We start from the raw sequence: 23,063 nt of genomic DNA, 5'->3' as shown, positions 1-23,063 counted from the left end.
CGCCGAAGTTTGGAGTGCACGAAATGTCGCAGAAGACCTACAGCGCCAAGGCCGCGGACATCAAGCGCCAGTGGCACGTCATCGACGTGTCCGACAAGGTGCTTGGCCGCGCCGCCAGTCAGATTGCTACCCTGCTGAAGGGCAAGCACAAGCCGACGTACACCCCGTCCATCGACACGGGCGACCACGTGATCGTCATCAACGCCGACAAGGTGAAGGTGACGGGCACGAAGGAGACCGACAAGCTCTACTACCGGCACCCGTACGCCGGTTTCCCGGGCGCCCTGAAGATCACCAACCTGCAGAAGCTTCGTGCCCGGCACCCCGAGGACGTGATCCTCAACGCCGTGCGTCGCATGCTTCCGCGCAGCGCCCTGGGCCGTCAGATGATGACCAAGCTCAAGGTGTATGCCGGTGATACCCATCCGCACACCGCCCAGAAGCCGGTGGCGTACAAGGTCGAGGCGTAAGGAACAGCCATGGCGATCAATCCCGAACTCGGTTTCTACGCCACCGGCCGCCGCAAGGAGGCCACCGCTCGCGTGTGGCTGCGTCCTGGCAATGGCCTCGTGGTCATCAACGGCCGCGACATCAACGAGTACTTCGGCCGTGAGACGTCGAAGATGGTGCTCAACCAGCCGCTGGAGATCCTGGAGCAGAAGGGCAAGCTCGACGTCACGGTCAACGTGCGCGGCGGCGGCCTCTCTGGTCAGGCCGGTGCCATCCGTCACGGCATCGCGCGCGCGCTGTGCGCCTTCAACCCGGAGTTCCGTCCGGCGCTGAAGAAGGCCGGCTTCCTCACCCGCGATGCTCGCGCGGTCGAGCGCAAGAAGTACGGCCAGCCCGGCGCCCGTCGTCGGTTCCAGTTCTCCAAGCGCTAGTCCGCTTGCCGGCTCGCTGGAGCCGCTCCACGGCGGGGGTCCTCTTCGGGACCTCCGCCGTTGTGCTTTGCGGGGTGCTCCACGCCCCGTCGCGGTCCGCGCGGGCGTTCTGCTAGCATCCGGGCCCTCCCATGGAACTCAACGAAATCCTGCAGATCGCCCTGCGCGGCGGCGCCTCCGACATCCACCTGAAGGCGGGCCTGCCGCCCATGTTCCGCGTGGACGGTTCGCTGGTGCCGCTCAAGGACGGCCGCCGCCTGCCCCCGGAGGAGGTGGCGCGCATGGCGTTCGGCATCATGAACGAGTTCCAGAAGGAGAAGTTCAAGGTCAGCAACGAGGTGGACCTGGCGTACGGGGTCCCCGGCCTGGGCCGCTTCCGCGTGAACGTCTTCCAGCAGCGCGGCACGGTGGGCGCCGTGCTCCGCGTCATCCCCTTCAAGGTGATGACGATGAAGGACCTGCTGCTGCCCCCGGTGCTGGAGAAGGTGTGCGGCGAGGAGCGCGGCCTGGTGCTGGTGACGGGCACCACGGGCTCCGGCAAGTCCACGACGTTGGCGGCGATGATCGACTTCATCAACTCCAATGAGACGAACCACATCATGACCATCGAGGACCCCATCGAGTTCCTCATCCGCGACAAGCGCTCCATCGTGAACCAGCGCGAAGTGGGTGTGGACACGATGAGCTTCTCGCAGGCCCTCAAGAGCGCGCTGCGCCAGGACCCGGACGTCATCCTGGTGGGCGAAATGCGCGACCACGAGACCATCGAAACCGCGCTCCACGCCGCGGAGACGGGCCACCTCGTGATGTCCACGCTGCACACGCTGGACGCGACGGAGACCGTCAACCGCATCGTGTCCGCCTTCCCCCCGCACCAGCAGAAGCAGGTGCGCCTGCAGCTCTCCAGCGTGCTGCGCGGCGTGGTGAGCCAGCGGCTCGTCCCGCGCGCGGACGGCAAGGGCCGCGTGGCGGCGGTGGAGGTGCTGCGCGTCACCACGCGCGTGCGGGAGCTCATCGAGGACAAGGACCGCACCAAGGAGATCCACGACGCCATCGCGCAGGGCACGGACTCCTACGGCATGCAGACCTTCGACCAGTCGTTGATGGGGCTCGTGCGCAACGGGCTCGTCACCTACGACGAGGCCCACCGCCAGGCGAGCAACCCGGACGACTTCGCGCTGCGCTTCTCCGGCATCAGCGGCACGTCCGACTCGAAGTGGGACAACTTCGACGCCAAGGCCGGCGAGGAGCGTCCCATCCCGGGCTCGGCGTCCTTCGCCCAGAAGGGCGCGCCCGCCCCGGCCCAGGCCCCCGCGGCGCCGCCCGCCCAGGCCCAGCGTCCCGGGGCGCCCATGGCCGGCCGGCCCATGACGCCGCCGCCCGGCGTGGCGGCCCCGCGTCCTCCGGGAACGCCTCCGCCCGGCGTGGTCCAGGGCCGGCCCATGCCTCCGCAGGCCGCCCGTCCTCCCGCGCCCGCCCCGGTGCCCGCGCCCGCTCCGGCGGCCGGGGGCGACGACGACTTCCAGATTGAACGCTTCTGACGCGCCCGTCGGCGGCCCGCCTCCTCCCGGAAGGGAAGGGGAGGGCTTGTCCGGCAGGCGTCGTCACCCCGCTTCAGCGCGGCGGGAGCCCGGCTCAGGCGTCGTCATCGCCCAGCTGCGCGCGCAGCCGGGTGAGGCGCAGCGGGCCCACCAGCCCCTGGTGCGCCAGGGTCTGCAGCAGCGACACGGTGGCGCGCACGCGCGCGTCCTGCTCCTCGTCGGACGCCTGCACGACCTCGTTGTCGAGCAGCGTCTCCAGGTGCTCCGGGTTGATGGACGTGGGGCCCTCGGACCACGCGATTTCAAACAGGGCCCGGGCGATGTGCTCGCGCGCCTTGCGGTCCGCGTCGTTCTCCGACGCCTTGATGAACGCGAGGAACAGCGCGTCCACGGACTCCTTGGACAGCGCGGCCAGCGCCGGCACCTCGCCCAGCGACTCCTTCACGTAGTCGGCGTCGAAGGTGTCCACCTCCTGCTCGTACCCGAACGCCTCCTCCAGGAGGATGGACGCGACGAAGGCGTCCGTCTCCTCGTCGCTCGCGCCCTCCTCCTTCAGGGCCTCGCGCGCCTTCTGGGTGGCGGAGGTGAGGGCCGGGTCCTCCGCCAGGGCGCGCGCGGCGGCGTGCGCGGCCAGCAGCACCAGCGAGGCCTGGGCGTCGGAGGACAGCGCGCGGCCGCTCACGCCCTGCAGCATCGCGCGCTGCTTGGGGTTCGCGTCGGCGGCGGCCACGAAGTGCTGCTCCTCGGGAGTCAGCGGTTCACCCGCCTTCTCCTTGCGAAGCGTCTCCTTGGCGGCATCGGCGGTGAGGAAGCGGGCGAGGACGGGGTGCATGGCGGGGCCTGTTACCACATGGTAGGGACTCCGCGATGGTTGAGGAGCCCGAAGGTCCGGAGGCTGTCCAGCGCGCCACCGACGCCTGTCTGCGCCTGCTCTCGGTGCGCGCCCGGAGCCGCCACGAATTGACGCTCGCCCTGGAGCGCAAGGGCTACCCCGGCCCCGTGCGCGACCAGGTGCTCGCCCGGCTCTCCGAATGGGGCTACCTGGACGACGCGAAGTTCGCCCGCGACCGCGCCACGTCCCTGCTGGGCAAGGGGAAGCTGGGGCCGCGCGCCGTCCTCCAGCGGCTCCAGGCGCACGGCCTGGAGGGCGCCGTGGCCCGGCAGGCGCTGGCGTCCGCGAAGGACGCGGTGGGCTTCGACGCGCTGGAGGCCGCCCGGCAGGTGCTGGAGAAGCGGCGCCTGGCGGGCCGCCCGCTGGACGCGAAGGAGCAGGCGCGCGCGGGGCGGCTCCTGCTCAGCCGGGGTTTCGCGCCCGACATCGTGACCCGTCTGGTGGGTGAACCTTCGCTGGACCCCTCCGGGCAGGACGAATAGTTTGGGGGCGTGATGCGCTCTGTCGTCCTGTGTGTGACCGTCCTCTTGCTCTCCGGCTGCGCGGCCCTGTCCCAGGGGCCCGCCGGCGAGCCCAACTACGCCGGCCAGGCCATGGAGAACCTGGCGCTGGGCGATGCCGCGATGGAGGACAAGGACTTCCTCAAGGCGGAGAAGTACTTCGACCACGTCCGCGCCAAGTACCCCTACCTGGAGGCGGCCCGTGAAGCGGAGCTGAAGCTGGGGGACCTGGACTTCGCCCGGGAGATGTACCCGGAGGCGCGGGAGAAGTTCGACTCCTTCATCAAGCTGCACCCCACGCACCCCAAGGTGGACTACGCCGCCTACCGCGCGGCCCTGTCCTACGTGGAGGAGTTCCCCTCGGAGTTCTTCGCCCTGCCGCCTTCGTACGAGAAGGAGCAGAAGCCCATGTACGACGCGCTCCGGGCGATGAACGCCTTCCTGCGCCAGTACCCTCAGTCGCAGTACGCCACGGACGCGAAGGTGCACGCGGACGACGCCCGCTTCCGGCTGGCCCGGCACGAGCTGTACGTCGCGTCCTTCTACGCCCGGCGCGAGCGCTGGAAGGCCGTTGCCCAGCGCCTGGAAGGGCTGCTCAAGGACTACCCGGGCACGACGCTGGAAGAGGAGGCCCTCTTCAAGCTGCACGAGGCCTACGGGAAGCTCAACGACCCGCAGCGCGCCCAGGACACGCTGCGCCAGGTCATCAAGCGCCTGCCGGGCACCCCCGCCGCCGAGCGCGCCCAGAAGATGCTGGGGTCGTGAGGCGGCTGGAGGACTGGGGGCGGCTGGGTGGCATCGTCATCGCCCTGCTCGCCGGGGTGGCCGCCGTGGCGTTCCTGGGGCCGCGCCTCCTGGGCATCGCGGCGGGACCCGAGGCGGAGGTCGTCACCTCGCTCAAGGAGTCCGAACACGACGGCGTGTCGCTGTCCGTGCCCGGCGCCGCGCTCCCGCTCGTCTCCCAGAAGCTCCAGTACGCCCGCATCTCCGTGTCGGTGGCGCCGGACGGCCGCCGGGCGGAGGCCGCCGCGACGCTGGACTTCGAGGGGAAGCTGGGCACCACCGTCGTCAGCACCGCCGGGGTGGAGCTCGTGCCCTTCTCGCGCGAATCCGGGCGCTGGAAGCCCACGCCCTCGGAGGCGCCCCGGCTGGTGGCGGTGGTGGCGGCGCTGGAGGCGCGGCGGCGCGCCCTGGAGCTGGGAATGCCAGAGGCCCTGACGCGGCTGATGGCCCCGGGCGGCGACGGCGGGGTGGGCCGGGCGTGGGAGGAGATGGCCCCCTTGCGCAAGCGGCGCCTGCGGGTGGAGGCGTGGTACGTGCGGCTGGAGCGCGACGAAGCCGTCGTCACCGAGCACTACCGGGTGGAGGGGGATCTCCCGTCTCGACCGGTGGACACCCGGGGGGAGCGCCAGCTTTTGCTCGTGCGGCAGGGCGATCAATTCTTGTTTTCGCCCAGCCTCATGTAGGCTACCCGCGGAGGAAGGGGCCCGCGCGGGGCCGAGTCATGGAAGAAGCCCTCAAGCAGCTACTGACCCTCGGGCGCGGCTCCTTCGAGAAGAAGCAGTACGCCCAGGCCGAGCAGTACCTGACGAAGGTGGTCGAGCAGAACCCGACCTTCGCCGACGTCTACAACATGCTCGGCATCATCTACCACGACCAGGGCCAGTTCGCCCGGGCGCAGCGCGCCTTTGAGTCCGCGCTGCGGCTCAACCCCGCGTACACCGAGGCCGCCCTCAACCTGGCGGTCATCTACAACGACATGGGGAAGTACGCGGAGGCGAAGGAGGTCTACCAGGCCGCCTTGTCCCGCCAGAAGGGCGCCCCCGGCGAGCTGGATCCGTACGTCATGAAGAAGGTGGCCAACATGTACGCCGACATCGGCGACGTGTTCGCCTCCAGCGGCGTGTGGGCCAAGGCGATTGAGGAGTACCGCCGCGCGCTGGCGCACTTCCCGGAGTTCGTGGACATCCGCCTCAAGCTGGGCAACGCCCTGCGGGATGCCGGGGACAACGCGGCCGCGCTCTCCGAGTACGAGCAGGTCATCGCGCAGAATCCGTCGTACATTCCTGGACGGATCAACTATGGAATCGCACTGTACTCGGCGGGACGCCGTGACGAGGCGGTGAAGGTCTGGGAAGACGTGCTCGTGCGCAGCCCCGGCAACAAGAGCGCGCAGATGTACCTGAACCTGGTGAAGGACCCGGGGAAGGCGGAAGTGACGGGTTGAGCACCATGGCAACTTCCATCATCGAGGTCGCGGCACCGTGAGCACTCCGAGCGGTACGGCGCAGTCGTTTGCCCTCAAGTTCATCTCCGGGAAGTACCAGGGCGGTGAGTTCCCGCTGAAGGCCGACAAGCAGATCGTCGTCGGACGGTCGAGCGAGTTGGACATGGTGCTCGTGGAGGACATGGTCTCGCGCAAGCACGCGAAGATCCTGTTCTCCGACGGGAAGATCACCATCGAGGACCTGGGCTCCACCAACGGCACCTTCGTCAACGGCGAGAAGGTGAAGCAGGCCCGGCTCAAGGAGGGGGACCGCATCCTCATCGGCACCTCCATCCTCAAGCTCGTGCACCAGGGCGCGGAGAGCGCCGCCGTGGACGAGAGCGTGGTGAAGCAGAAGCTGGAGGAGGCCGCCGCCGCCCAGGCCGCGCGGACCACCAAGGCCAGCTCCATGACGGGGAAGATTGAAGAGATCCCCCTGCCGGACCTGCTCCAGCTCTTCCACACGTCGAAGAAGAACGGCGTGCTCGTGGTGAACAACGCCCACGAGGGCCGCATCTACCTGCGCCAGGGCCGCGTGTACTACGCGGTCATCGACGACAACCACAACCTGGGTCCGCAGAAGAGCTTCAACCGCATCGTCACCTGGGAAGAGGGTGACTTCGAACTGCGCGCCGCGGACAGCCAGGAGTTCATGGTGGAGCTGGACTCCTCCACCGAAGCGCTCCTCATGGACGCGCTCCGGCAACTGGACGAGTTCAAGCGCCTGCAGCCGCAGCTGCCGCCCATGGCGACGGCGCTGAGGCTCGCGCAGCCGCTGACGCCGCCCCTCAAGGAGCTGACGCCGGAGCTGCTGGACGTGCTCCAGCTGGTGCACAACCACGGCTCGCTGGGCGGGGTGCTGGACCACTCGGACGGCGACGACGTGCTCACGGCCGAATCCGTGGTGCAGCTCATGAAGCGCGACTACGTGCGCGCGGAGTAGGGCGGGGACACGATGGCGGGCAAGAAACCGGTGAAGGCCAGGCGCCTCACCGAGATGAGCCACTGCGCGGGCTGCGCGGCGAAGTTGAAGGCAGGGGACCTGGCGCGGGTGTTGGGCGGGCTGAAGACGGCCGCACCCCCGCAGGCCCTGGTGGGCTTCACCACCCACGACGACGCGGCGGTGTACCAACTGGCGCCGGGCATGGCGGTGGTGGAGACGGTGGACTTCTTCCCGCCGCTCGTGGACGACCCGTTCCAGTTCGGCGCCATCGCCGCGGCCAACGCGCTGTCGGACATCTGGGCCATGGGCGCCAGGCCCCTGTTCGCGCTGAACCTCGTCTGCTTCCCGGAGGAGCTGCCGCTCAAGGTGCTCCAGAAGATCCTCGCGGGCGGCCAGTCCAAGGCGGACGAGGCGGGCATCCCCATCCTGGGCGGCCACAGCATCCGCGACCCGGAGCCCAAGTACGGCATGGCCGTCACGGGTGTGGTGCACCCGAAGAAGGTGCTCACCAACGCCGGGGCGAAGCCCGGGGACGTGCTCATCCTCACCAAGCCCGTGGGCACCGGCATCGCCACCACCGCCATCAAGCGGGGGCTCGCGTCCAAGTCGCTCGTGAAGCGGGTGACGGCGCAGATGACCACGCTCAACAAGGCCGCCGGTGAGGTGTTCGCCTCGGGCGCATTCAAGGTGAACGCGCTCACGGACGTGACGGGCTTCGGGCTCCTGGGCCACCTCTTGGAGATGATGACCGGCTCCAAGGCCAGGGCGCTGCTGGACCTGGAGCGCATCCCGCTCATCGCGGAGGTGCCGGGGCTGGCGGAGGACGGCGTGGTGCCGGGCGGCACGAAGACGAACCTGGCGCACGTGAAGCCGAAGGTGCGTTTTCCGGAGGGGCTGCCGGAGCACATCCAGTGGCTGCTGGCGGATGCGCAGACCAACGGCGGCCTGCTGGCCAGCGTGCCCGCGCGCCATGCGCTCAAGGCGGTGCAGGCGCTGGAGAAGGCGGGCGTGGACGCGTCCCTCATCGGCGAGGTCCAGGCGGGCCGGCCGGGCATCGACGTGGTGGGCTGAGTCGGAAGCAGGGGTGTTGGAAGGCGAGGGGGCGGATTTCGCCTCCGGGCCGGGCCTCCGGTAGCATCCGGGGCGCGAATGTCGCCGCGCCCCTCCCCCTTGAGTCTCCTCGCGCTGCTGTGCCTGCTTCCCGCCCTGTCCCAGGCGGGGGAGCGCGGTGCGCGCATCGTCATCGACCCGGGCCATGGCGGGGCGAAGGAGGGCGCGAAGGGGCCCGGGAACCTCTGGGAGAAGGACATCGCCCTCCAGATTGCCCAGCGCCTGCGCGACAAGCTGGAGGCGGCGGGCAGCGAGGTGTTCCTCACCCGCGAGCAGGACACGCAGATGGCGCTGTCGGAGCGGGTGGACTTCTCCAACATCCAGCGGCCGGACCTCTTCCTCTCCATCCACGCCAACTCCATGCCCACGAAGCGGCTGCGCGAGCGCACCGAGGGCATCGAGACGTACTTCCTCTCCGCCAACGCCTCCGGTGAGGCCGCGCGCGCGGTGGCGGACCGCGAGAACGCGGAGGCGCCCACGGCCCGCGCCGGGCGGGGACACTCCACGCTGGCCTTCATCCTGGATGACCTGGCGCGCACGGAGGCGCACTCGGATGCGTCCCGGCTGGCCTACGCCATCCACCCGCGCCTGGTGTCGAAGAGCGGCGCGGCGGACCGGGGCGTGCAGCAGGCGCCGTTCTTCGTGCTCACGGGCGTGGAGGCGCCGGCGGTGCTCATCGAGGTGGGCTTCATCTCCCACCCGCAGGAGGGCGCCCGGCTGGGGAAGGCCGCGTACCAGGAGGCGCTGGCGGAGGCCATCTCGGACGGGGTGCAGGCGTTCCTCCGGGAGTCGCGCCGCAGGGACCACTCGCCCTCCGCGCCGGTGGCTGGATCCACCGGGCCCTGATAAAGCGCGGGGTTCACGTCCCTTCGCGTCAGGAGCTTCCCTCGTGCGTTCCTTCCAACGTGGTGCGCTGGATCTCCGGCCGGTCACCCTCACGCCCAACGTCAACCGCTACGCGGAGGGCTCCGTGCAGGTGGAGTTCGGCCACACCAAGGTGCTCGTCACCTGCTCGGTGGAGGACCGCGTCCCGCCGCACCTGATGGGCAAGGGCTCCGGCTGGGTGACGGCCGAGTACGGCATGCTCCCGCGCGCCACGCACACCCGGAGCGCGCGCGAGGCCGCCAAGGGCAAGCAGACCGGGCGCACCATGGAGATCCAACGGCTCATCGGCCGGGCCCTGCGCGCCTCCGTGGACCTGCCCTCGCTGGGCGTCCGCACCTTCACGCTGGACTGCGACGTCCTCCAGGCGGACGGCGGCACGCGCACCGCGTCCATCACCGGCGCGTACGTGGCGCTGGTGCTGGCGATGCGCTCGCTCAACAAGCCGGGCATGTTGGCGAAGCTCACCCCGCTGGCCGCCGTGTCGGTGGGCGTGGTGAACGGCGAGGTGCGCGTGGACCTGGACTACGACGAGGACTCCACCGCGGACGTGGACCTGAACCTCGTGGCCACGGCGGACGGGCGCATCGTGGAGGTGCAGGGCACCGCCGAGCACAAGCTCTTCGACCGCAAGGCGATGGACGCGATGCTGGACGGAGGGCTCGCCGCCATCCAGCAGCTCGCCGCCGCCCAGGCCAGGGTGCTGGGATGAAGCCCCGGCTGCTCTTCGCCACCGGCAACGCCGGCAAGCTGCGCGAACTGCGCATGCTGGTGGGGGACGCGGTGGAGGTGGTGTCCCTCAAGGACCTGCCCCCCGTGCCCGAACCCGTGGAGGACGGCGACACCTTCGAGGCGAACGCGGTGAAGAAGGCCCGCGAGTACGCGCTGGCCACCGGGCTGCCCACGCTCGCGGATGACTCGGGGCTGTGCGTGGACGCGCTGGGCGGACGTCCCGGCGTGCTCTCCGCGCGCTATGCGCCGGGGGATGACCGGGCCCGGTACGAGAAGCTGCTGGCGGAGCTGGCCGGCGTGCCGGACGAGAAGCGCACGGCGTCCTTCTGCTGCGCCCTGGCGCTGGTGGCGGGCCCGGGCGAGCCCCGGGTGGAGGTGGGCCGCTGCGAGGGCACCATCCTGCATGCGCCCAGGGGGACGCACGGCTTCGGCTACGACCCCGTGTTCCAGGTGGCGGGGCAGGGCGGCCGGGCCATGGCGGAGCTGACGCCGGAGGAGAAGTCGCGGGTGTCCCACCGGGCCAAGGCCTTCCAGCGGATGCGGGAGCACCTGTTGGCGCTCTGACCGGACGGGCGGGCGTCAGGAACAGCAAGCTTGCGCGTCCGTCCGCGTTGGGCGAAGAATGCGGCACTTCTCGGGGCGTAGCGCAGCCTGGTAGCGCACCTGCCTTGGGCGCAGGGGGTCGGAGGTTCGAATCCTCTCGCCCCGATTTGAAGTGCCGTCGTTGAGCAGTGCAGTGAGGGTTTCCCGGCAGGCTCCAGTAGCTCAGCTGGATAGAGCACCGACCTTCTAAGTCGGGGGTCGCAGGTTCGAGTCCTGCCTGGGGCGCCAACCTGCTTGGAGGGGTTGTTGATTTGGGCCTTGAACGGCCCCGGTTTCCACGGTAGGAGACCGCCGCTTCAAAAGCCGTGATGTGGGTGAGTGACGGCGGACATAGCTCAATTGGTTAGAGCGCCGGACTGTGACTCCGGAGGTTGCCGGTTCGATCCCGGTTGTCCGCCCTTCTTCTTCGCTTCCCGCCGCGCCTATAGCTCAACTGGATAGAGCATCGGCCTTCGAAGCCGAGGGTTGGGGGTTCAAGTCCCTCTGGGCGCACTGTCTCAACCCCCTCGAAGCCGCGTTTGACGCTGGTTCCTTCCAGCTCCGCGCTCGTGGCTCCAGACCCCGCTTCAGCCTGTTTGCCCTCCCGGACAGCGGAGCGCCCGCGCCCCCATGGCCGGGGACGCGGGCGTCGTTTCATCCAGCGAAGGCGCCTTGAGCGCTCAGGCCTCCGGCGTCGCGCCGGCGCCGTCCTTGGCGGACGGCACCCGGCACCGCAGCTCCGTCTCCGCCTCCAACGCGGTGAGGTTCTCCCGCATCGCCTTCGCCCAGCGGGCCCGGGGCTGCTCCATCAGCTTCTCGTGCGCCAGGTCGATGGTCTCGCTCAGCTCGTCGTCGGACAGCTCCGCCGTCGTCTTCCCCTTGTGCGGGCCGAACGCCACCACCACGGCGCTCACCTTGGGGCGCTCGGGCGCCACGGGGACGGCGGCGGGGGCCACCGGCGCCAGCGGCACGTCGATGGAGAGCTGCTGCGTCTCCACCTCCGCCGGACGGGCTTCAGCCGGGGCGGGCGCCGGGGCCAGGGTGGGGAAGGACGCCTTCACCGGGCCCGGCTTGGAGCCCAGCACCTCGTAGGCGCCCGTCGGCGGCACGGGCTCCTCCGCCAGCGGCGCGTGCGCGTGGGCGTCGAGCTCCTCCGCCGGCATCTCCTCGCGCACGTACAGTCCGCCGAAGGCCTCCGGATACGCCTTGCGCAGCGCCGCCACGCGGGCGCACTTCTCGATCATCGTCGTGGGAATCTTCGCCCACAGCGGCGTCTGCTGGACGTAGCCGGCGAAGTCCAGCCACACCACCACCGGCAGCTTCCCCTCGCGCACCACCCGCGACCAGGCGCCCACCAGCGCGCCCTTGCGCTTGGCCGGGTTGAAGCGGTGCACCACCTCGCCCTTGCCCTGGTCCACGACGATTTCATCCTCGGCGAACACCGCGCTCGCCTGGATGCCCTTGAAGTCCGGGAAGCGCTCGGCCCGGGCGAGCATGCCGGCCTCGGAGGGCTGGAACTCGTACTTCGTCACCCAGTTGGGCCGCTCGCGGTTGCCCACGTTCTGCCGGCGGGCCACGCAGAAGGCTTCCTTGAGGAGCGGATCCAACCCGCTCCGCTTGCACTGCTCGATGAAGAGAGCGAACTCGTCCTCGCTGATTCCCCGAGGGCAGATGGTCCGCTTCACCAGGTCCACCCGCTCCCGGTTCCAGGCCGCGCCCTGCGGCGACGTCGCTCCGTCCGCCTTCACGTTGGCTTCCATCACTGTCATCTCCTGCATCCACTCCACGAAAAGGACGGGCGACCCTCGCCCGCCCACCTGGTTGCCGCCGCAACGCCGCAGCCCTCCCGTGCGGGCAGGGGCTCCCCCAGGCGCGTGCTACAGGCCTGAAGCGCGGATCACGGCGTGGATCAACATGCAGGCCGGCCCGTGCCTTCGCATCGTCGCGGCGATCCTGGAGTGGCCGGCCGCACGCCGGGCATCCGGTCATCACGCGAAGAATGAAAGGGGGGTGCAGAAACGTTTTGACAGCGCGGGCGGCGACCGGTATTCACCGCCGCCATCGACGTCGCGCAGCCAACGCGTCGAGGCCAAGCAGTCGGGAGCGTAGCTCAATTGGCAGAGCAATGGACTCTTAATCCATAGGTTGTGGGTTCGATTCCCTCCGCTCTCACTCGCAGGGCCCCTTCAGGAATGAAGGGGCCCTGTTTCTTTTCCGGCGTCACGCGCGCCGGAAGGGCCCCTGTCCCGGCCGGACGTTTCGCGGTAGGACAGTTGCCTGTCGCGCCGGGCGGGTGGCGAAACTGGTAGACGCGCCAGACTTAGGATCTGGTACCGCAAGGTGTGAGGGTTCGAGTCCCTCCTCGCCCATTTCGCGTTGACCCGTTCGTGCCTATCCCCTAAAGCCGCACGTCCCACTTTCCGGTTGCCGCCCCGGGACGCGAAGGCCCGTGGAGGCGGCGAGCGAGGCCCGCATGAAGGTCCAGGTCGAAGAGCTTTCTCCCATCGAGAAGAAGCTCTCCATCGAGGTCGACAACGCCCGCGTGGCGGAGGAACTCAACCGCGCGTATGCCGCGCTCAGCGGTCAGGTGAAGCTGCCTGGTTTCCGTCAGGGCAAGGTTCCCCGCCGCATCCTCGAGCAGCGCTACCGCGAGCAGGTGGAGGACGACGTCATCCAGCGCGTGGTGCAGAAGGCCTACCTGGAGGCCGTGCGCGAGCACAAGGTGGAGGCCGTCGCCTCGCCCCAGGTGACCAACTCCGGCCTCAAGCCCAACGCCCCCTTCAACTTCGAGGCCCGCGTGGAGGTGAAGCCGCGCGTGGAGGCCAAGGACTTCGAGGGCGTGGCGCTCACGAAGATCGACACCGCCATCTCCGATGAGACGGTGAACGAGCAGATTGAACGGATGCGCCAGAACCTGGGCCGCATCGAGCCCGTCACCGACCGCGACACCGCGGCCTCCGGCGATCAGGTCACCATCGACTTCGAGGCGAAGGTGGAGGGCAACCCGTTCCCTGGCAGCAAGGCGGACGGCATCGGCGTGCGCGTGCAGGCAGGCGAGCTCATCGAGGGCAACATCCCGCAGCTGGAGGGCGCGAAGGTCGGCGAGTCGAAGGACATCGACTACGTCTTCCCCCAGGACTACCAGGTGGAGGACATCCGTGGGAAGACGGCGACCTTCCACATCACCGTCAAGGAGCTGAAGAAGGCGGTGCTGCCGGAGCTCAACGACGACTTCGCCAAGCAGACCGGCGTCGCGCAGACGGTGGACGAGCTGCGCGCCAAGGTGCGCTCCGACCTGGAGAAGGCCAAGAAAAACCAGTCCCAGGTGGACGAGCGCGACGCGCTCATCAAGGCGCTCCTGGAAAAGAACGCGTTCGACGTGCCCCGCGCCATGGTGGAGCGCGCCATCGACTCCATGATGGAGGGCGCCTTCCGCCAGATGCAGCGCCAGGGCATCGACCCGCGCCAGCTCAACCTGGACTTCAACCGGCTGCGCGAGGAGATGCGCGAGAAGGCCGTCCTGGAGGTGAAGGGCACGCTGCTGTTCGAGGCCATTGCCCAGCAGCAGAACATCCAGGCGTCCGACGAGGACGTGGAGAAGCGCATCGAGGACCTCGCCATCGAGGCCAACCAGCCCGTCGCCCAGGTGAAGAAGTACTTCAAGGGCCCGGACGAGCGGCTGGGGTTGTCTCTGCGACTCCGCGAGGAAAAGACGATTGAATTCCTCAAGGGTCGGGCGAAGTATTCTTGAGGCTTTTCTCCCAGTAAGGCTCAGGCGCTCCTTCTAGAGGTCCATCCGACATGCCCTTCATGCCCGTCCCCTACGTCATCGAGCAGACCCACCGGGGTGAGCGCTCGTACGACATCTACAGCCGGCTCCTGAAGGACCGCATCGTCATGCTGGGAACGGAGATCGACGACGACGTGGCCAACGCCATCGTCGCCCAGCTCCTGTTCCTGGAGTCCGAGGACCCGGACAAGGACATCAACCTCTACATCAACTCGCCGGGTGGCTCCGTCACGGCGGGCCTCGCCATCTACGACACGATGCAGTACGTCAAGGCGCCGGTGTCCACCATCTGCGTGGGGCAGGCGGCCTCCATGGGCGCCGTGCTGCTGCTGGCCGGGGCGAAGGGCAAGCGCTACTCGCTGCCCTCCAGCCGCATCATGATCCACCAGCCCCTGGGCGGCGCCCGCGGGCAGGCGACGGACATCGAAATCCAGGCCCGTGAAATCCTCCGGATGAAGGCGAAGCTCAACGAGCTCATCGTCAAGCACACCGGGCAGACGATCGAGCGCGTGGAGAAGGACACGGACCGCGACTACTTCATGAGCGCGGCCGAGGCGAAGGCCTACGGCATCCTGGATTCCATCCAGGACCCCCGCAAGGTCGCCGGCGTGAAGGTGGAAGAGAAGAAGTAGACACCACGGACCGGGGTGACAGGGACTCGGCCGGCGGCCGGGGGTGCTGGGAATGCCTTCCCACGCCTCCGGCCTTCTTCTTTCCGCGTCGCGGTCATTTTCTCCTTGTTAAGTACCCGGAAGGTGCGTGGACGTCCCTTATGGGGGCTGACTAGATTGGGCAGGGGCAGGGGACCGGACGCGGAAGTCGGTTGGGGCCTTTCAGGCGCAGCGAGGGATTTCATGGCGGGTAAGAACGTGGAGAAGCGAGACAACCAGACCCTCTGCTGCTCGTTCTGCGGAAAGTCGCAGAAGGAGGTCAAGAAGCTCATCGCGGGCCCGACGGTCTACATCTGCGACGAGTGCATCGGGCTGTGCAACGACATCATCGCGGAGGAGATCGATCGCGAGGAGACCAAGGACACCAAGCTGCGCATCCCCCGGCCCTCTGAAATCAAGGCCGTGCTGGACGAGTACGTGGTGGGCCAGGAGCGGGCGAAGAAGACGCTGTCGGTGGCGGTGCACAACCACTACAAGCGCATCGAGTCCAAGGTCGCCATGGACGACGTGGAGCTGCAGAAGAGCAACATCCTGCTGCTCGGCCCCACCGGCTCCGGCAAGACGCTGCTCGCCCAGACGCTCGCGCGCATCCTCAACGTCCCCTTCACCATCGCGGACGCCACGTGCCTCACGGAGGCCGGCTACGTGGGCGAGGACGTGGAGAACATCATCGTCAACCTGCTCCAGGCCGCCGACCACGACATCGAGCGCGCGCAGCGGGGCATCGTCTACATCGACGAGATCGACAAGATCGCCCGCAAGTCGGAGAACCCGTCCATCACCCGCGACGTGAGCGGCGAGGGCGTGCAGCAGGCGCTGCTGAAGATCATCGAAGGCACGGTGGCCAACGTCCCGCCCAAGGGTGGACGCAAGCACCCCCAGCAGGAGTTCCTGCAGGTGGACACCACCAACATCCTCTTCATCTGCGGCGGCGCGTTCGGCGGGCTGGAGCAGGTGATTGAGCGCCGCATGGGTGGCCGCAGCCTGGGCTTCGGCGCGGAGATCCAGTCGCGCAAGCAGCGCAATCTGAGCGAGCTCCTGCGCCAGGTGGAGCCGGAGGACCTGCTCAAGTTCGGCATGATTCCGGAGTTCATCGGCCGTCTGCCCATCATCACCGCGCTGGAGGAACTGGACGAGGGCGCGCTGGTGAACATCCTGGGCGAGCCCAAGAACGCGCTCACCAAGCAGTACCGCAAGCTCTTCGAACTGGACGGCGTGTCGCTGAAGTTCACCGACGGCGCCCTGAAGGCGATTGCGTCTGAGGCCATCCGCCGCAAGGCCGGCGCCCGTGGCCTGCGCTCCATCCTGGAGACCGCCATGCTGGACGTGATGTACGAAATCCCGTCCCGCAAGACGGCCCGCGAGGTGCTCATCTCCGAGGAGGTCATCCTCAAGAAGAGCGAGCCCGTGGTGCTCCACTCCCAGGACAACAAGGAGACACCGGAGCCGAAGAAGGAATCCGCCTGAGCCCGCGCGGCGGTTGAGCGCCGCGGGGACATGACGGGGCGCGTCACGGAGCACCGCGGCAGGAGCGCGGCCCGGGACGCGCCCTTCGTCGTTTCCGGGGGACGCAGGCGGGAGGCCGAGCCCGCACTTTTTCCGGGCCGGGCGCGGGGCCTTCTTGTATCTGCTGTGCCCCATGAGAAAGCTGCTCGTGCCCGCCCTGCTGTCGCTCGCGGCCTGTGCCTCCTCGAAGGAGGCCACGCGCGAAGAGGTCCCGCCTTCCGCGTCGTCCGCGGGAAACAGCGCTCCGGCCCAGGAGGGCCCTTCCCGCATGGCCTACCCGGCGACCCGTTCCGAAGCGGTGGTGGACACGCTGCACGGCCAGCAGGTGGCGGATCCGTACCGCTGGCTGGAGGACGAGAAGTCCCCCGAGGTGCAGGCGTGGATGAAGGCGCAGGACGGCTTCGCGCGCGCCGCCATCGACACGATGCCCGGCCGTGACGCGCTGACGAAGCGCTTCACGGAGCTGTTCTACGTGGACTCGGTGACGGCGCCCTTCCGCCGGGGCCAGCGCTACTTCTACATGCGCACCCACAAGGACAAGGAGAAGGCCATCGTCTACTGGAAGGACGGCGAGTCCGGCCAGGAGAAGGTGCTGCTGGATCCGAACGCCCTGAGCAAGGACGGCCAGCAGGTGTCCCTGGGCCGGTGGGTGCCGTCATGGGACGGCAAGCGCGTGGCCTTCCCGCTGCGGCCCAACGCCGCGGACGAGGCCATCCTGCACGTCATGGACGTGGCCACCGGGGAGTGGTCCAAGGTGGACGTGATTGAAGGCGCCAAGTACGCCAACCCCAGCTGGACGCCGGACGGCAAGGGCTTCTACTACGAGTGGCTGCCCACGGACCCCTCCATCCCCGTGGACGCGCGGCCGGGCTACACCACGCTCAAGTTCCACGTCCTGGGCCAGGACCCGAAGAACGACGTGGTGGTGCACGAGCGCACCGGCGACCCGACGACGTTCCTCCAGGGCGAGCTGTCGCGCGACGGCAAGTACCTCTTCGTCTCCATCCTGCGCGGCTGGAGCGAGAACGACGTCTACTGGAAGCACCCGGGTGAGAAGGACTGGCGGCTGCTCGTGAAGGGCAAGGGCGCCAAGTACAACGTCCTCACCTGGAAGGACCGCTTCTACGTCGTCACCGACGAGGGCGCCCCGCGCCAGCGCGTCTTCGGCGTGGACCCGAAGAAGCCCGAGCGCGCGAACTGGAAGGAGCTGGTGCCGGAGGACCCCAAGGCGGCGCTGGAGAGCGTGTCGCTGGTGGGGGGCCACCTGGCGCTGGCGTACCTGAAGGACGCGGCCACGGAGCTGCGCATCACCACGCTGGAGGGCAAGCCGGTGCGCACCGTGGCGCTGCCGGGCGTGGGCGCCGCCAGCAACCTGCTGGGCCTGGAGGACCAGGACGACGCCTACTTTGCCTACAGCTCCTTCACCACGCCCCGGCAGGTGTACCGGACGTCCATGAAGGGCGGGAAGGTGGACCTGTGGGCCAAGGTGGAGGTGCCCATGGATCCGGACGCGTACACCGCGGAGCAGGTCTTCTACCCGTCGAAGGACGGCACCCGCGTGCCCATGTTCCTCGTCTACAAGAAGGGGCTGAAGAAGGACGGCACCGCCCCCACGCTGCTGTACGGGTACGGCGGCTTCTTCGTCAGCATGCAGCCCACCTTCCGCGCGAGCATCCTGCCGTGGCTGGACGCGGGCGGCATCTACGCGGTGGCCAACCTGCGCGGCGGCGGCGAGTACGGCGCCGCGTGGCATGAGGCGGGCCGGGGCGCGAACAAGCAGAACGTGTTCGACGACTTCAACGGCGCGGCCGAGTTCCTGGCGAAGGAGAAGTACACGCAGGCGAAGAAGCTGGCCATCTACGGCGGCAGCAACGGCGGCCTGCTGGTGGGCGCGGCGATGACGCAGCGGCCGGAGCTGTACGGCGCGGTGGTGTGCGGCGTGCCGCTGCTGGACATGGTGCGCTACCACCTGTTCGGCAGCGGGCGGACGTGGGTGCCGGAGTACGGCTCCGCGGAGGACCCCGCCCAGTTCAAGACCCTGTACGCCTATTCGCCCTACCACCACGTGGCCCAGGACGTGAAGTACCCGGCGCTCCTGATGATGGCGTCGGACCACGACGACCGCGTGGACCCCATGCACGCGCGCAAGTTCGTGGCGGCGGTGCAGAACGCGAAGGGCAATTCCTCGCCCACGCTGCTACGCATCGAAGCGAACGCGGGCCACGGAGGGGCGGACCAGGTGGCCAAGGCCATTGAGTCCAGCGCGGACATGTACGCCTTCCTCTTCCAGGTCCTGGGAGTGGCCCGCCCGGTGGGCGAGGTGGCGACCGAGGGCCGATAATCCCCCGGGAGGACACACTGCAACCTCCCGCTGTTCCCTTGAAGGCAGGGTGCGGACCCCCAATCTTGTGACGGGAACGGGGGCCGCGACCGGCGTGTTATAGAGCGGTGTTTCACCCTGCATGCGCGCTCGGCGGGCATGTGGGCAACTCTTGAAGGGCCTGCCCGTCTGGCAGGCCAGCGGGTGGCGGATACATGTTCTTCGGACGTGACGACAAGAAGGAAGCCCAGAAGCGGGGACTCACCATCCCGCTCTTGCCCCTTCGGGACATCATCGTGTTCCCGCACATGGTGGTGCCGCTGTTCGTCGGACGAGAGAAGTCGATCGCGGCCCTCAAGGACGCGATGGCCCACAAGGGGCCGGATGACAAGGCCGTCATCCTCCTGGCCGCCCAGAAGAAGGCGAAGACCAACGACCCCTCGCCGGACGACATCTTCCACTTCGGCACCATCGGGCACCTCATCCAGCTGCTGCCCCTTCCCGACGGGACGATGAAGGTCCTGGTGGAGGGCGTGCGCCGCGCCAAGGTGAAGAAGTTCCACCCGAACGACGCCTTCTTCATGGTGGAGGTGGACGAGGTCGAGGAGTCGCTCGAGAAGAGCGTGGAGCTGGAGGCGCTGGTGCGCTCCGTCCACTCCGTCTTCGAAGCGTTCGTGAAGCTCAACAAGCGCATCCCGCCTGAGATGCTGATGCAGGTCGCCAGCATCGACGACCCGGCGCGCCTGGCGGACACCATCGTCGCGCACCTGTCGCTGAAGCTGAACGACAAGCAGGCGCTGCTGGAGACGGAGTCCCCGGCCAAGCGGCTGGAGAAGCTCTACGAGCTCATGCAGGGCGAGATCGAGATCCTCCAGGTGGAGAAGAAGATCCGCACGCGCGTCAAGAAGCAGATGGAGAAGACCCAGAAGGAGTACTACCTGAATGAGCAGATGCAGGCCATTCAGAAGGAGCTGGGTGAGCGCGACGAGTTCAAGAACGAGATCCAGGAGATTGAAGAGAAGCTGAAGAACAAGCGGATGAGCAAGGAGGCCACGCTCAAGGTCAAGAAGGAGCTGAAGAAGCTCCGGATGATGAGCCCGATGAGCGCCGAGGCCACGGTCGTCCGCAACTACATCGACTGGATCATCAGCCTGCCCTGGTACGACGAGACCCAGGACCGCTTGGACGTCACCGAAGCGGAGCGGGTGCTCAACGAGGACCACTACGGCTTGAAGAAGCCGAAGGAGCGCATCCTCGAGTACCTGGCCGTGCAGCAGCTGGTGAAGAAGCTGAAGGGCCCCGTGCTGTGCTTCGTCGGCCCCCCGGGCGTGGGCAAGACGTCGCTGGCGCGCAGCATCGCGCGGGCCACGGGCCGCAAGTTCGTGCGCCTGTCGCTGGGCGGTGTGCGCGACGAGGCGGAGATCCGCGGCCACCGTCGCACGTACATCGGCGCGATGCCGGGCAAGCTCATCCAGTCCCTGAAGAAGGCGGGCAGCAACAACCCCGTGTTCCTCCTGGATGAGATCGACAAGATGTCCACGGACTTCCGTGGCGACCCGAGCGCGGCGCTGCTGGAGGTGCTGGACCCGGAGCAGAACCACAACTTCAACGACCACTACCTGGACCTGGACTACGACCTGTCCAAGGTGATGTTCATCTGCACCGCGAACACGATGCACAACATCCCCGGTCCGCTGCAGGACCGCATGGAGGTCATCCGTATCGCGGGGTACACCGAGCCGGAGAAGCTCTCCATCGCGCGGCGCTACCTCATCCCGAAGGAGCAGGAGGCCAACGGGCTGGCGGACCTGAAGATCGACATCAGCAACGACGCGCTGAAGACCATCGTGCACCGGTACACGCGCGAGTCGGGCGTGCGTTCGCTGGAGCGCGAGATTGGCGGCGTGTTCCGCAAGATCGCCCGCGACGTGCTGAAGAACGGCAAGCGGGACCTCATCGAGGTGGACCGCAAGCAGGCGATGAAGTTCCTGGGCACGCCCCGCTTCCGCTACGGCGTGGCGGAGAGCGAGGACCAGGTGGGCATCGTCACGGGCCTCGCGTGGACGGAGCTGGGCGGTGAGATCCTCACCACGGAAGCCACGTCCATGCCGGGCAAGGGCAAGCTCATCATCACGGGCAAGCTGGGCGAGGTGATGCAGGAGTCGGCGCAGGCGGCCATGTCCTACGTGCGCAGCCGCGCGGAGCGCTTCGGCATCGACCGCAAGGTGTTCGAGAACTACGACATCCACGTCCACCTGCCGGAAGGCGCCATCCCCAAGGACGGTCCGTCCGCGGGCGTCACCATGGCCACGGCCCTGGTGAGCGCGCTCACCCGCGTCCCGGTCCGCCGCGACGTGGCGATGACGGGTGAAATCACGCTGCGCGGCCGCGTGCTGCCCATTGGCGGTCTGAAGGAGAAGACGCTGGCGGCGCACCGGGCGGGCATCAAGACGGTCCTCATCCCGAAGGCGAACAAGAAGGACCTGAAGGACATCCCGCTGAAGATCCGCAAGGCGCTGCGCATCGTCCCGGTGGAGTTCGTGGATGACGTGCTGCGCGAGGCGCTGCTCCTGGACAAGCCGGAGGAGTTCGGCCGCAAGGGCGCGGGTGACAACCTGAAGGGCGGCCTGTCCGTCGCGGACGTGGCCTCCACGCCGTCGTCGCCCCCGACCTAAGGGCCGGGTGGCGTCCCGGGGCCCGTGAGGGCCCGGGGGCGGGTGGTGCGAAGCCAGGATGCCGGCCGACCCTGCGTCGGTGGGCTTCCTGGCTTCTCTTTTTGCGGGCAGGTCGGGGTACAACGCGGGCGGTGGCTCCTCGCGCTCGAATCGGTTGGTACTCCCTGGTGCTGGTCGTGGCCGCGGCCTGCGGGCCGTGCGGCTTCCAGCCCGAGCCGGGCGTGAAGGTGGTGGTGCCGGCCATGCCCACCACGCTCGACTGGAGCCACTCGGATCCGATGAGCTGGGTGAACTACCCGGTGATGCTCGCCACGCAGAAGGGGCTCACCACGCTGGGGCCGGACCACGCCGTGCGGCCCGGGCTGGCGGAGCGGTGGGAGCGCGCCATCGACGCGGGCGGGCATGAGGTCTACACCTTTCACCTGCGCGCGGACGTCACCTGGTCCGACGGCTCGCCGGTGACGGCGCGCGACTTCGTCTTCGGCTGGCACCGCGCGCTCGTGGGCCGCGAGCGCGGGGAGATGGCGGACCTGGAGGGCGCGGAGGCGGTGCTCGCGCTGCTGGAGCGCGGGGCCCCGGCGGCGGAGGTCCAGGCCGCGCTGTCGCGCGTGGGCGTGGAGGCCGTGGCTGCGCGGACGCTGCGCGTGACGCTGGCGCGGCCCCGCAGCTACTTCCTGGCGCGCCTGGCGAACGTGTACCTGTTCTTTCCCGCGCCGTCGGTGGACCTGGAGGGCAAGTCGGACGAGGCGGTGCGCGACTACTTCGACCGGCCCCGCGACGGGCGCCCGCTGGCGGTGGGGCCCTACCGCGTCGAGCGCTGGGACCGCGCCGGGGAGCGCGTGCGGCTCGTGTACAACCCCAGGAGCGCGTTCCCTCCGCCCCTGGGGCCAGGGGAGACGCCGGCCCGGGTGCTGACGCTGCTGAAGTCGGAGATTGGCCCGGCCCTGTATGAACGCGGGCGCGTGGACTTCGTCTTCGTGGACAGCGCGGCGGCGCTGCGGGGGATGCGGCCCGTGGACTTGAAGCGCGAACCGCTCCTGTCCACGTACTTCCTCGCCTTCAACACGGAGCGGCCCCCGTTGAACCGGCCCGAGGTGCGGCGGGCCCTGGCGCGGGCGCTGGACCGGGAGGCGCTGCTCGCCGGGCTGTTGCCGGCCGCGCGCGCGACGAACGTGCTGCTGCCGCCGGAACTGCCGGACGCGGCCACGCCCGAGCAGGCCGCGCGCCTGCCGCGCTACGAGCCGGAGCGCGCGAAGGCGGAGCTGGCCGGGGTGGAGGGGCTGGACCGGCCGCTGCGGCTGGTGGTGAAGGCGGGGGATTCCTTCGTGCCGGAGGAGGCGCTGGCGGAGCGCATCGCGGCGCAGCTCGCGCGGGTGGGGGTGCGGGTGGTGGTGGATTCGCGCTCGGACTTCTCCGCGGAGGTGGCGCGGCGGACGCCGCAGGGGCCGCGTGCGTATGACCTGCACCTGCGCCGGCTGGGCGCGGACTACGCGCACCCGAACACGTTCTTCACGCTCTTCGAGCGGCAGGGCAACCACCAGACGGGCTGGGAGACGCAGGGCAACGGCGAACCGATGCGGCGCTTCGAGCAGCTGCTGGAGGCGGCGGACGGCGACGCGGATGCCGCGCACGCGCGTGAGCTGTACGCGAAGGCCCAGGAGGTGCTGGTGGGCGAGCAGGCCGTCATCGCGCCGCTGTACCACCCGGACCGCTACTTCCGGGCGCGGGCGCGGCTGCACGGGCTGGACGTGGATCCGTTCAACTTCCTGCGC

At 68.9% G+C, this 23,063-nt stretch carries 20 protein-coding genes and 6 tRNA genes; 24 read left to right on the top strand and 2 right to left on the bottom strand.

Annotated features, from left to right (window positions below; genetic code table 11):
- The first annotated feature begins 23 nt into the window (after positions 1–23).
- The 3 genes from rplM to OV207_RS16850 all read left to right on the top strand — a co-directional run bounded on the left by rplM (position 24) and on the right by OV207_RS16850 (position 2,422).
- Positions 24–470: a 50S ribosomal protein L13 gene (rplM, locus tag OV207_RS16860; protein ID WP_120611700.1), complete on the top strand. Its 447-nt coding sequence runs from the start codon at positions 24–26 to the stop codon at positions 468–470.
- 9 nt (positions 471–479) lie between these two features.
- Positions 480–881 carry a 30S ribosomal protein S9 gene (gene rpsI, locus OV207_RS16855; protein ID WP_120537583.1) on the top strand — a complete coding sequence of 134 codons (402 nt, stop codon included), beginning with the start codon at positions 480–482 and terminating at the stop codon, positions 879–881.
- Between the two features lie 131 nt (positions 882–1,012).
- Positions 1,013–2,422, top strand: coding sequence for a type IV pilus twitching motility protein PilT (locus tag OV207_RS16850; RefSeq protein ID WP_267556195.1), 1,410 nt, complete (start codon positions 1,013–1,015; stop codon positions 2,420–2,422).
- Positions 2,423–2,516: 94 nt separating this feature from the next.
- On the opposite strand, the gene OV207_RS16845 is transcribed toward OV207_RS16850, so the two are convergent.
- Entirely contained in the window at positions 2,517–3,254 is a 738-nt protein-coding gene (locus OV207_RS16845; RefSeq protein ID WP_267556194.1) for a hypothetical protein, read from the bottom strand.
- 35 nt (positions 3,255–3,289) lie between these two features.
- Here OV207_RS16845 and OV207_RS16840 point away from each other — a divergent pair, with 35 nt between their 5' ends.
- The 13 genes from OV207_RS16840 (at position 3,290) to OV207_RS16780 (ending at position 10,842) form a co-directional block, all read left to right on the top strand.
- Positions 3,290–3,796, top strand: a complete 507-nt coding sequence (locus tag OV207_RS16840) for a regulatory protein RecX (protein WP_193347737.1) — start codon at positions 3,290–3,292, stop codon at positions 3,794–3,796.
- Between the two features lie 12 nt (positions 3,797–3,808).
- A complete protein-coding gene (locus OV207_RS16835; RefSeq protein ID WP_193347738.1) occupies positions 3,809–4,579 on the top strand; it encodes an outer membrane protein assembly factor BamD in 771 nt (256 codons plus the stop codon).
- A complete protein-coding gene (locus OV207_RS16830) occupies positions 4,576–5,280 on the top strand; it encodes a hypothetical protein (protein ID WP_267556193.1) in 705 nt (234 codons plus the stop codon). The genes OV207_RS16835 and OV207_RS16830 overlap by 4 nt, the downstream gene beginning before the upstream one ends.
- Positions 5,281–5,318: 38 nt before the next feature.
- The gene (locus OV207_RS16825) at positions 5,319–6,041 is read left to right on the top strand and encodes a tetratricopeptide repeat protein (protein WP_193347740.1); all 723 of its coding nucleotides are present in this window, start codon (positions 5,319–5,321) and stop codon (positions 6,039–6,041) included.
- A gap of 37 nt (positions 6,042–6,078) precedes the next feature.
- A complete protein-coding gene (locus OV207_RS16820) occupies positions 6,079–7,023 on the top strand; it encodes an FHA domain-containing protein (protein ID WP_193347741.1) in 945 nt (314 codons plus the stop codon).
- A 12-nt stretch (positions 7,024–7,035) separates the two neighbouring features.
- Positions 7,036–8,094 carry a selenide, water dikinase SelD gene (selD, locus tag OV207_RS16815; RefSeq protein ID WP_193347742.1) on the top strand — a complete coding sequence of 353 codons (1,059 nt, stop codon included), beginning with the start codon at positions 7,036–7,038 and terminating at the stop codon, positions 8,092–8,094.
- 78 nt (positions 8,095–8,172) lie between these two features.
- On the top strand, positions 8,173–8,979 hold the full coding sequence (locus OV207_RS16810) for an N-acetylmuramoyl-L-alanine amidase family protein (protein ID WP_267556191.1): 807 nt from the start codon (positions 8,173–8,175) through the stop codon (positions 8,977–8,979).
- A 43-nt stretch (positions 8,980–9,022) separates the two neighbouring features.
- Positions 9,023–9,727, top strand: coding sequence for a ribonuclease PH (gene rph, locus OV207_RS16805; RefSeq protein WP_193347744.1), 705 nt, complete (start codon positions 9,023–9,025; stop codon positions 9,725–9,727).
- Entirely contained in the window at positions 9,724–10,311 is a 588-nt protein-coding gene (rdgB, locus tag OV207_RS16800) for an RdgB/HAM1 family non-canonical purine NTP pyrophosphatase (protein WP_193347745.1), read from the top strand. Before rph ends, rdgB begins: the two co-directional genes overlap by 4 nt.
- A 71-nt stretch (positions 10,312–10,382) precedes the next feature.
- Positions 10,383–10,456 (top strand) — tRNA-Pro (locus OV207_RS16795).
- Between the two features lie 45 nt (positions 10,457–10,501).
- A tRNA-Arg gene (locus tag OV207_RS16790) sits at positions 10,502–10,578 on the top strand.
- A 96-nt stretch (positions 10,579–10,674) separates the two neighbouring features.
- Positions 10,675–10,748: transfer RNA gene (locus tag OV207_RS16785), tRNA-His, on the top strand.
- Positions 10,749–10,768: 20 nt separating this feature from the next.
- Positions 10,769–10,842: transfer RNA gene (locus OV207_RS16780), tRNA-Arg, on the top strand.
- A gap of 167 nt (positions 10,843–11,009) precedes the next feature.
- Here the strand turns inward: OV207_RS16780 and bet are convergent.
- On the bottom strand, positions 11,010–12,089 hold the full coding sequence (bet, locus tag OV207_RS16775; RefSeq protein WP_267556465.1) for a phage recombination protein Bet: 1,080 nt from the start codon (positions 12,087–12,089) through the stop codon (positions 11,010–11,012).
- Between the two features lie 339 nt (positions 12,090–12,428).
- Here bet and OV207_RS16770 point away from each other — a divergent pair.
- The 8 genes from OV207_RS16770 to OV207_RS16735 form a co-directional block, all read left to right on the top strand.
- Positions 12,429–12,501: transfer RNA gene (locus OV207_RS16770), tRNA-Lys, on the top strand.
- Positions 12,502–12,616: 115 nt separating this feature from the next.
- A tRNA-Leu gene (locus tag OV207_RS16765) sits at positions 12,617–12,698 on the top strand.
- A gap of 104 nt (positions 12,699–12,802) precedes the next feature.
- Complete coding sequence (gene tig / locus OV207_RS16760) at positions 12,803–14,080, top strand: trigger factor (protein WP_267556190.1); 1,278 nt, start codon at positions 12,803–12,805, stop codon at positions 14,078–14,080.
- Positions 14,081–14,130: 50 nt separating this feature from the next.
- Complete coding sequence (gene clpP / locus OV207_RS16755; protein ID WP_267556188.1) at positions 14,131–14,751, top strand: ATP-dependent Clp endopeptidase proteolytic subunit ClpP; 621 nt, start codon at positions 14,131–14,133, stop codon at positions 14,749–14,751.
- 222 nt (positions 14,752–14,973) lie between these two features.
- Positions 14,974–16,257, top strand: a complete 1,284-nt coding sequence (gene clpX / locus OV207_RS16750) for an ATP-dependent Clp protease ATP-binding subunit ClpX (RefSeq protein ID WP_120533149.1) — start codon at positions 14,974–14,976, stop codon at positions 16,255–16,257.
- A gap of 172 nt (positions 16,258–16,429) precedes the next feature.
- Positions 16,430–18,637 carry a prolyl oligopeptidase family serine peptidase gene (locus OV207_RS16745; RefSeq protein ID WP_227027000.1) on the top strand — a complete coding sequence of 736 codons (2,208 nt, stop codon included), beginning with the start codon at positions 16,430–16,432 and terminating at the stop codon, positions 18,635–18,637.
- A gap of 194 nt (positions 18,638–18,831) precedes the next feature.
- Positions 18,832–21,291: an endopeptidase La gene (lon, locus tag OV207_RS16740; RefSeq protein WP_193347748.1), complete on the top strand. Its 2,460-nt coding sequence runs from the start codon at positions 18,832–18,834 to the stop codon at positions 21,289–21,291.
- A 131-nt stretch (positions 21,292–21,422) separates the two neighbouring features.
- Positions 21,423–23,063 (top strand): peptide ABC transporter substrate-binding protein (locus tag OV207_RS16735; RefSeq protein WP_420715227.1); only part of this gene is annotated, 1,641 nt, incomplete at its 3' end.

The sequence above is a fragment of the Corallococcus sp. BB11-1 genome (assembly GCF_026626625.1).
Lineage (GTDB): Bacteria > Myxococcota > Myxococcia > Myxococcales > Myxococcaceae > Corallococcus > Corallococcus soli.
The sequence above is the reverse complement of the archived record's forward strand: the minus strand, read 5'-3'. Positions and strand labels throughout refer to the sequence as shown.

Bases quoted from the DNA above. Each gene is read 5' to 3' on its own strand.
- rplM (WP_120611700.1), top strand. From the start codon at position 24: ATGTCGCAGAAGACCTACAGCGCCAAGGCCGCGGACATCAAGCGCCAG.
- rpsI (WP_120537583.1), top strand. From the start codon at position 480: ATGGCGATCAATCCCGAACTCGGTTTCTACGCCACCGGCCGCCGCAAG.
- OV207_RS16850 (WP_267556195.1), top strand. From the start codon at position 1,013: ATGGAACTCAACGAAATCCTGCAGATCGCCCTGCGCGGCGGCGCCTCC.
- OV207_RS16845 (WP_267556194.1), bottom strand. From the start codon at position 3,254: ATGCACCCCGTCCTCGCCCGCTTCCTCACCGCCGATGCCGCCAAGGAG.
- OV207_RS16840 (WP_193347737.1), top strand. From the start codon at position 3,290: ATGGTTGAGGAGCCCGAAGGTCCGGAGGCTGTCCAGCGCGCCACCGAC.
- OV207_RS16835 (WP_193347738.1), top strand. From the start codon at position 3,809: ATGCGCTCTGTCGTCCTGTGTGTGACCGTCCTCTTGCTCTCCGGCTGC.
- OV207_RS16825 (WP_193347740.1), top strand. From the start codon at position 5,319: ATGGAAGAAGCCCTCAAGCAGCTACTGACCCTCGGGCGCGGCTCCTTC.
- selD (WP_193347742.1), top strand. From the start codon at position 7,036: ATGGCGGGCAAGAAACCGGTGAAGGCCAGGCGCCTCACCGAGATGAGC.
- OV207_RS16810 (WP_267556191.1), top strand. From the start codon at position 8,173: ATGTCGCCGCGCCCCTCCCCCTTGAGTCTCCTCGCGCTGCTGTGCCTG.
- rdgB (WP_193347745.1), top strand. From the start codon at position 9,724: ATGAAGCCCCGGCTGCTCTTCGCCACCGGCAACGCCGGCAAGCTGCGC.
- bet (WP_267556465.1), bottom strand. From the start codon at position 12,089: ATGGAAGCCAACGTGAAGGCGGACGGAGCGACGTCGCCGCAGGGCGCG.
- tig (WP_267556190.1), top strand. From the start codon at position 12,803: ATGAAGGTCCAGGTCGAAGAGCTTTCTCCCATCGAGAAGAAGCTCTCC.
- clpP (WP_267556188.1), top strand. From the start codon at position 14,131: ATGCCCTTCATGCCCGTCCCCTACGTCATCGAGCAGACCCACCGGGGT.
- clpX (WP_120533149.1), top strand. From the start codon at position 14,974: ATGGCGGGTAAGAACGTGGAGAAGCGAGACAACCAGACCCTCTGCTGC.
- OV207_RS16745 (WP_227027000.1), top strand. From the start codon at position 16,430: ATGAGAAAGCTGCTCGTGCCCGCCCTGCTGTCGCTCGCGGCCTGTGCC.
- lon (WP_193347748.1), top strand. From the start codon at position 18,832: ATGTTCTTCGGACGTGACGACAAGAAGGAAGCCCAGAAGCGGGGACTC.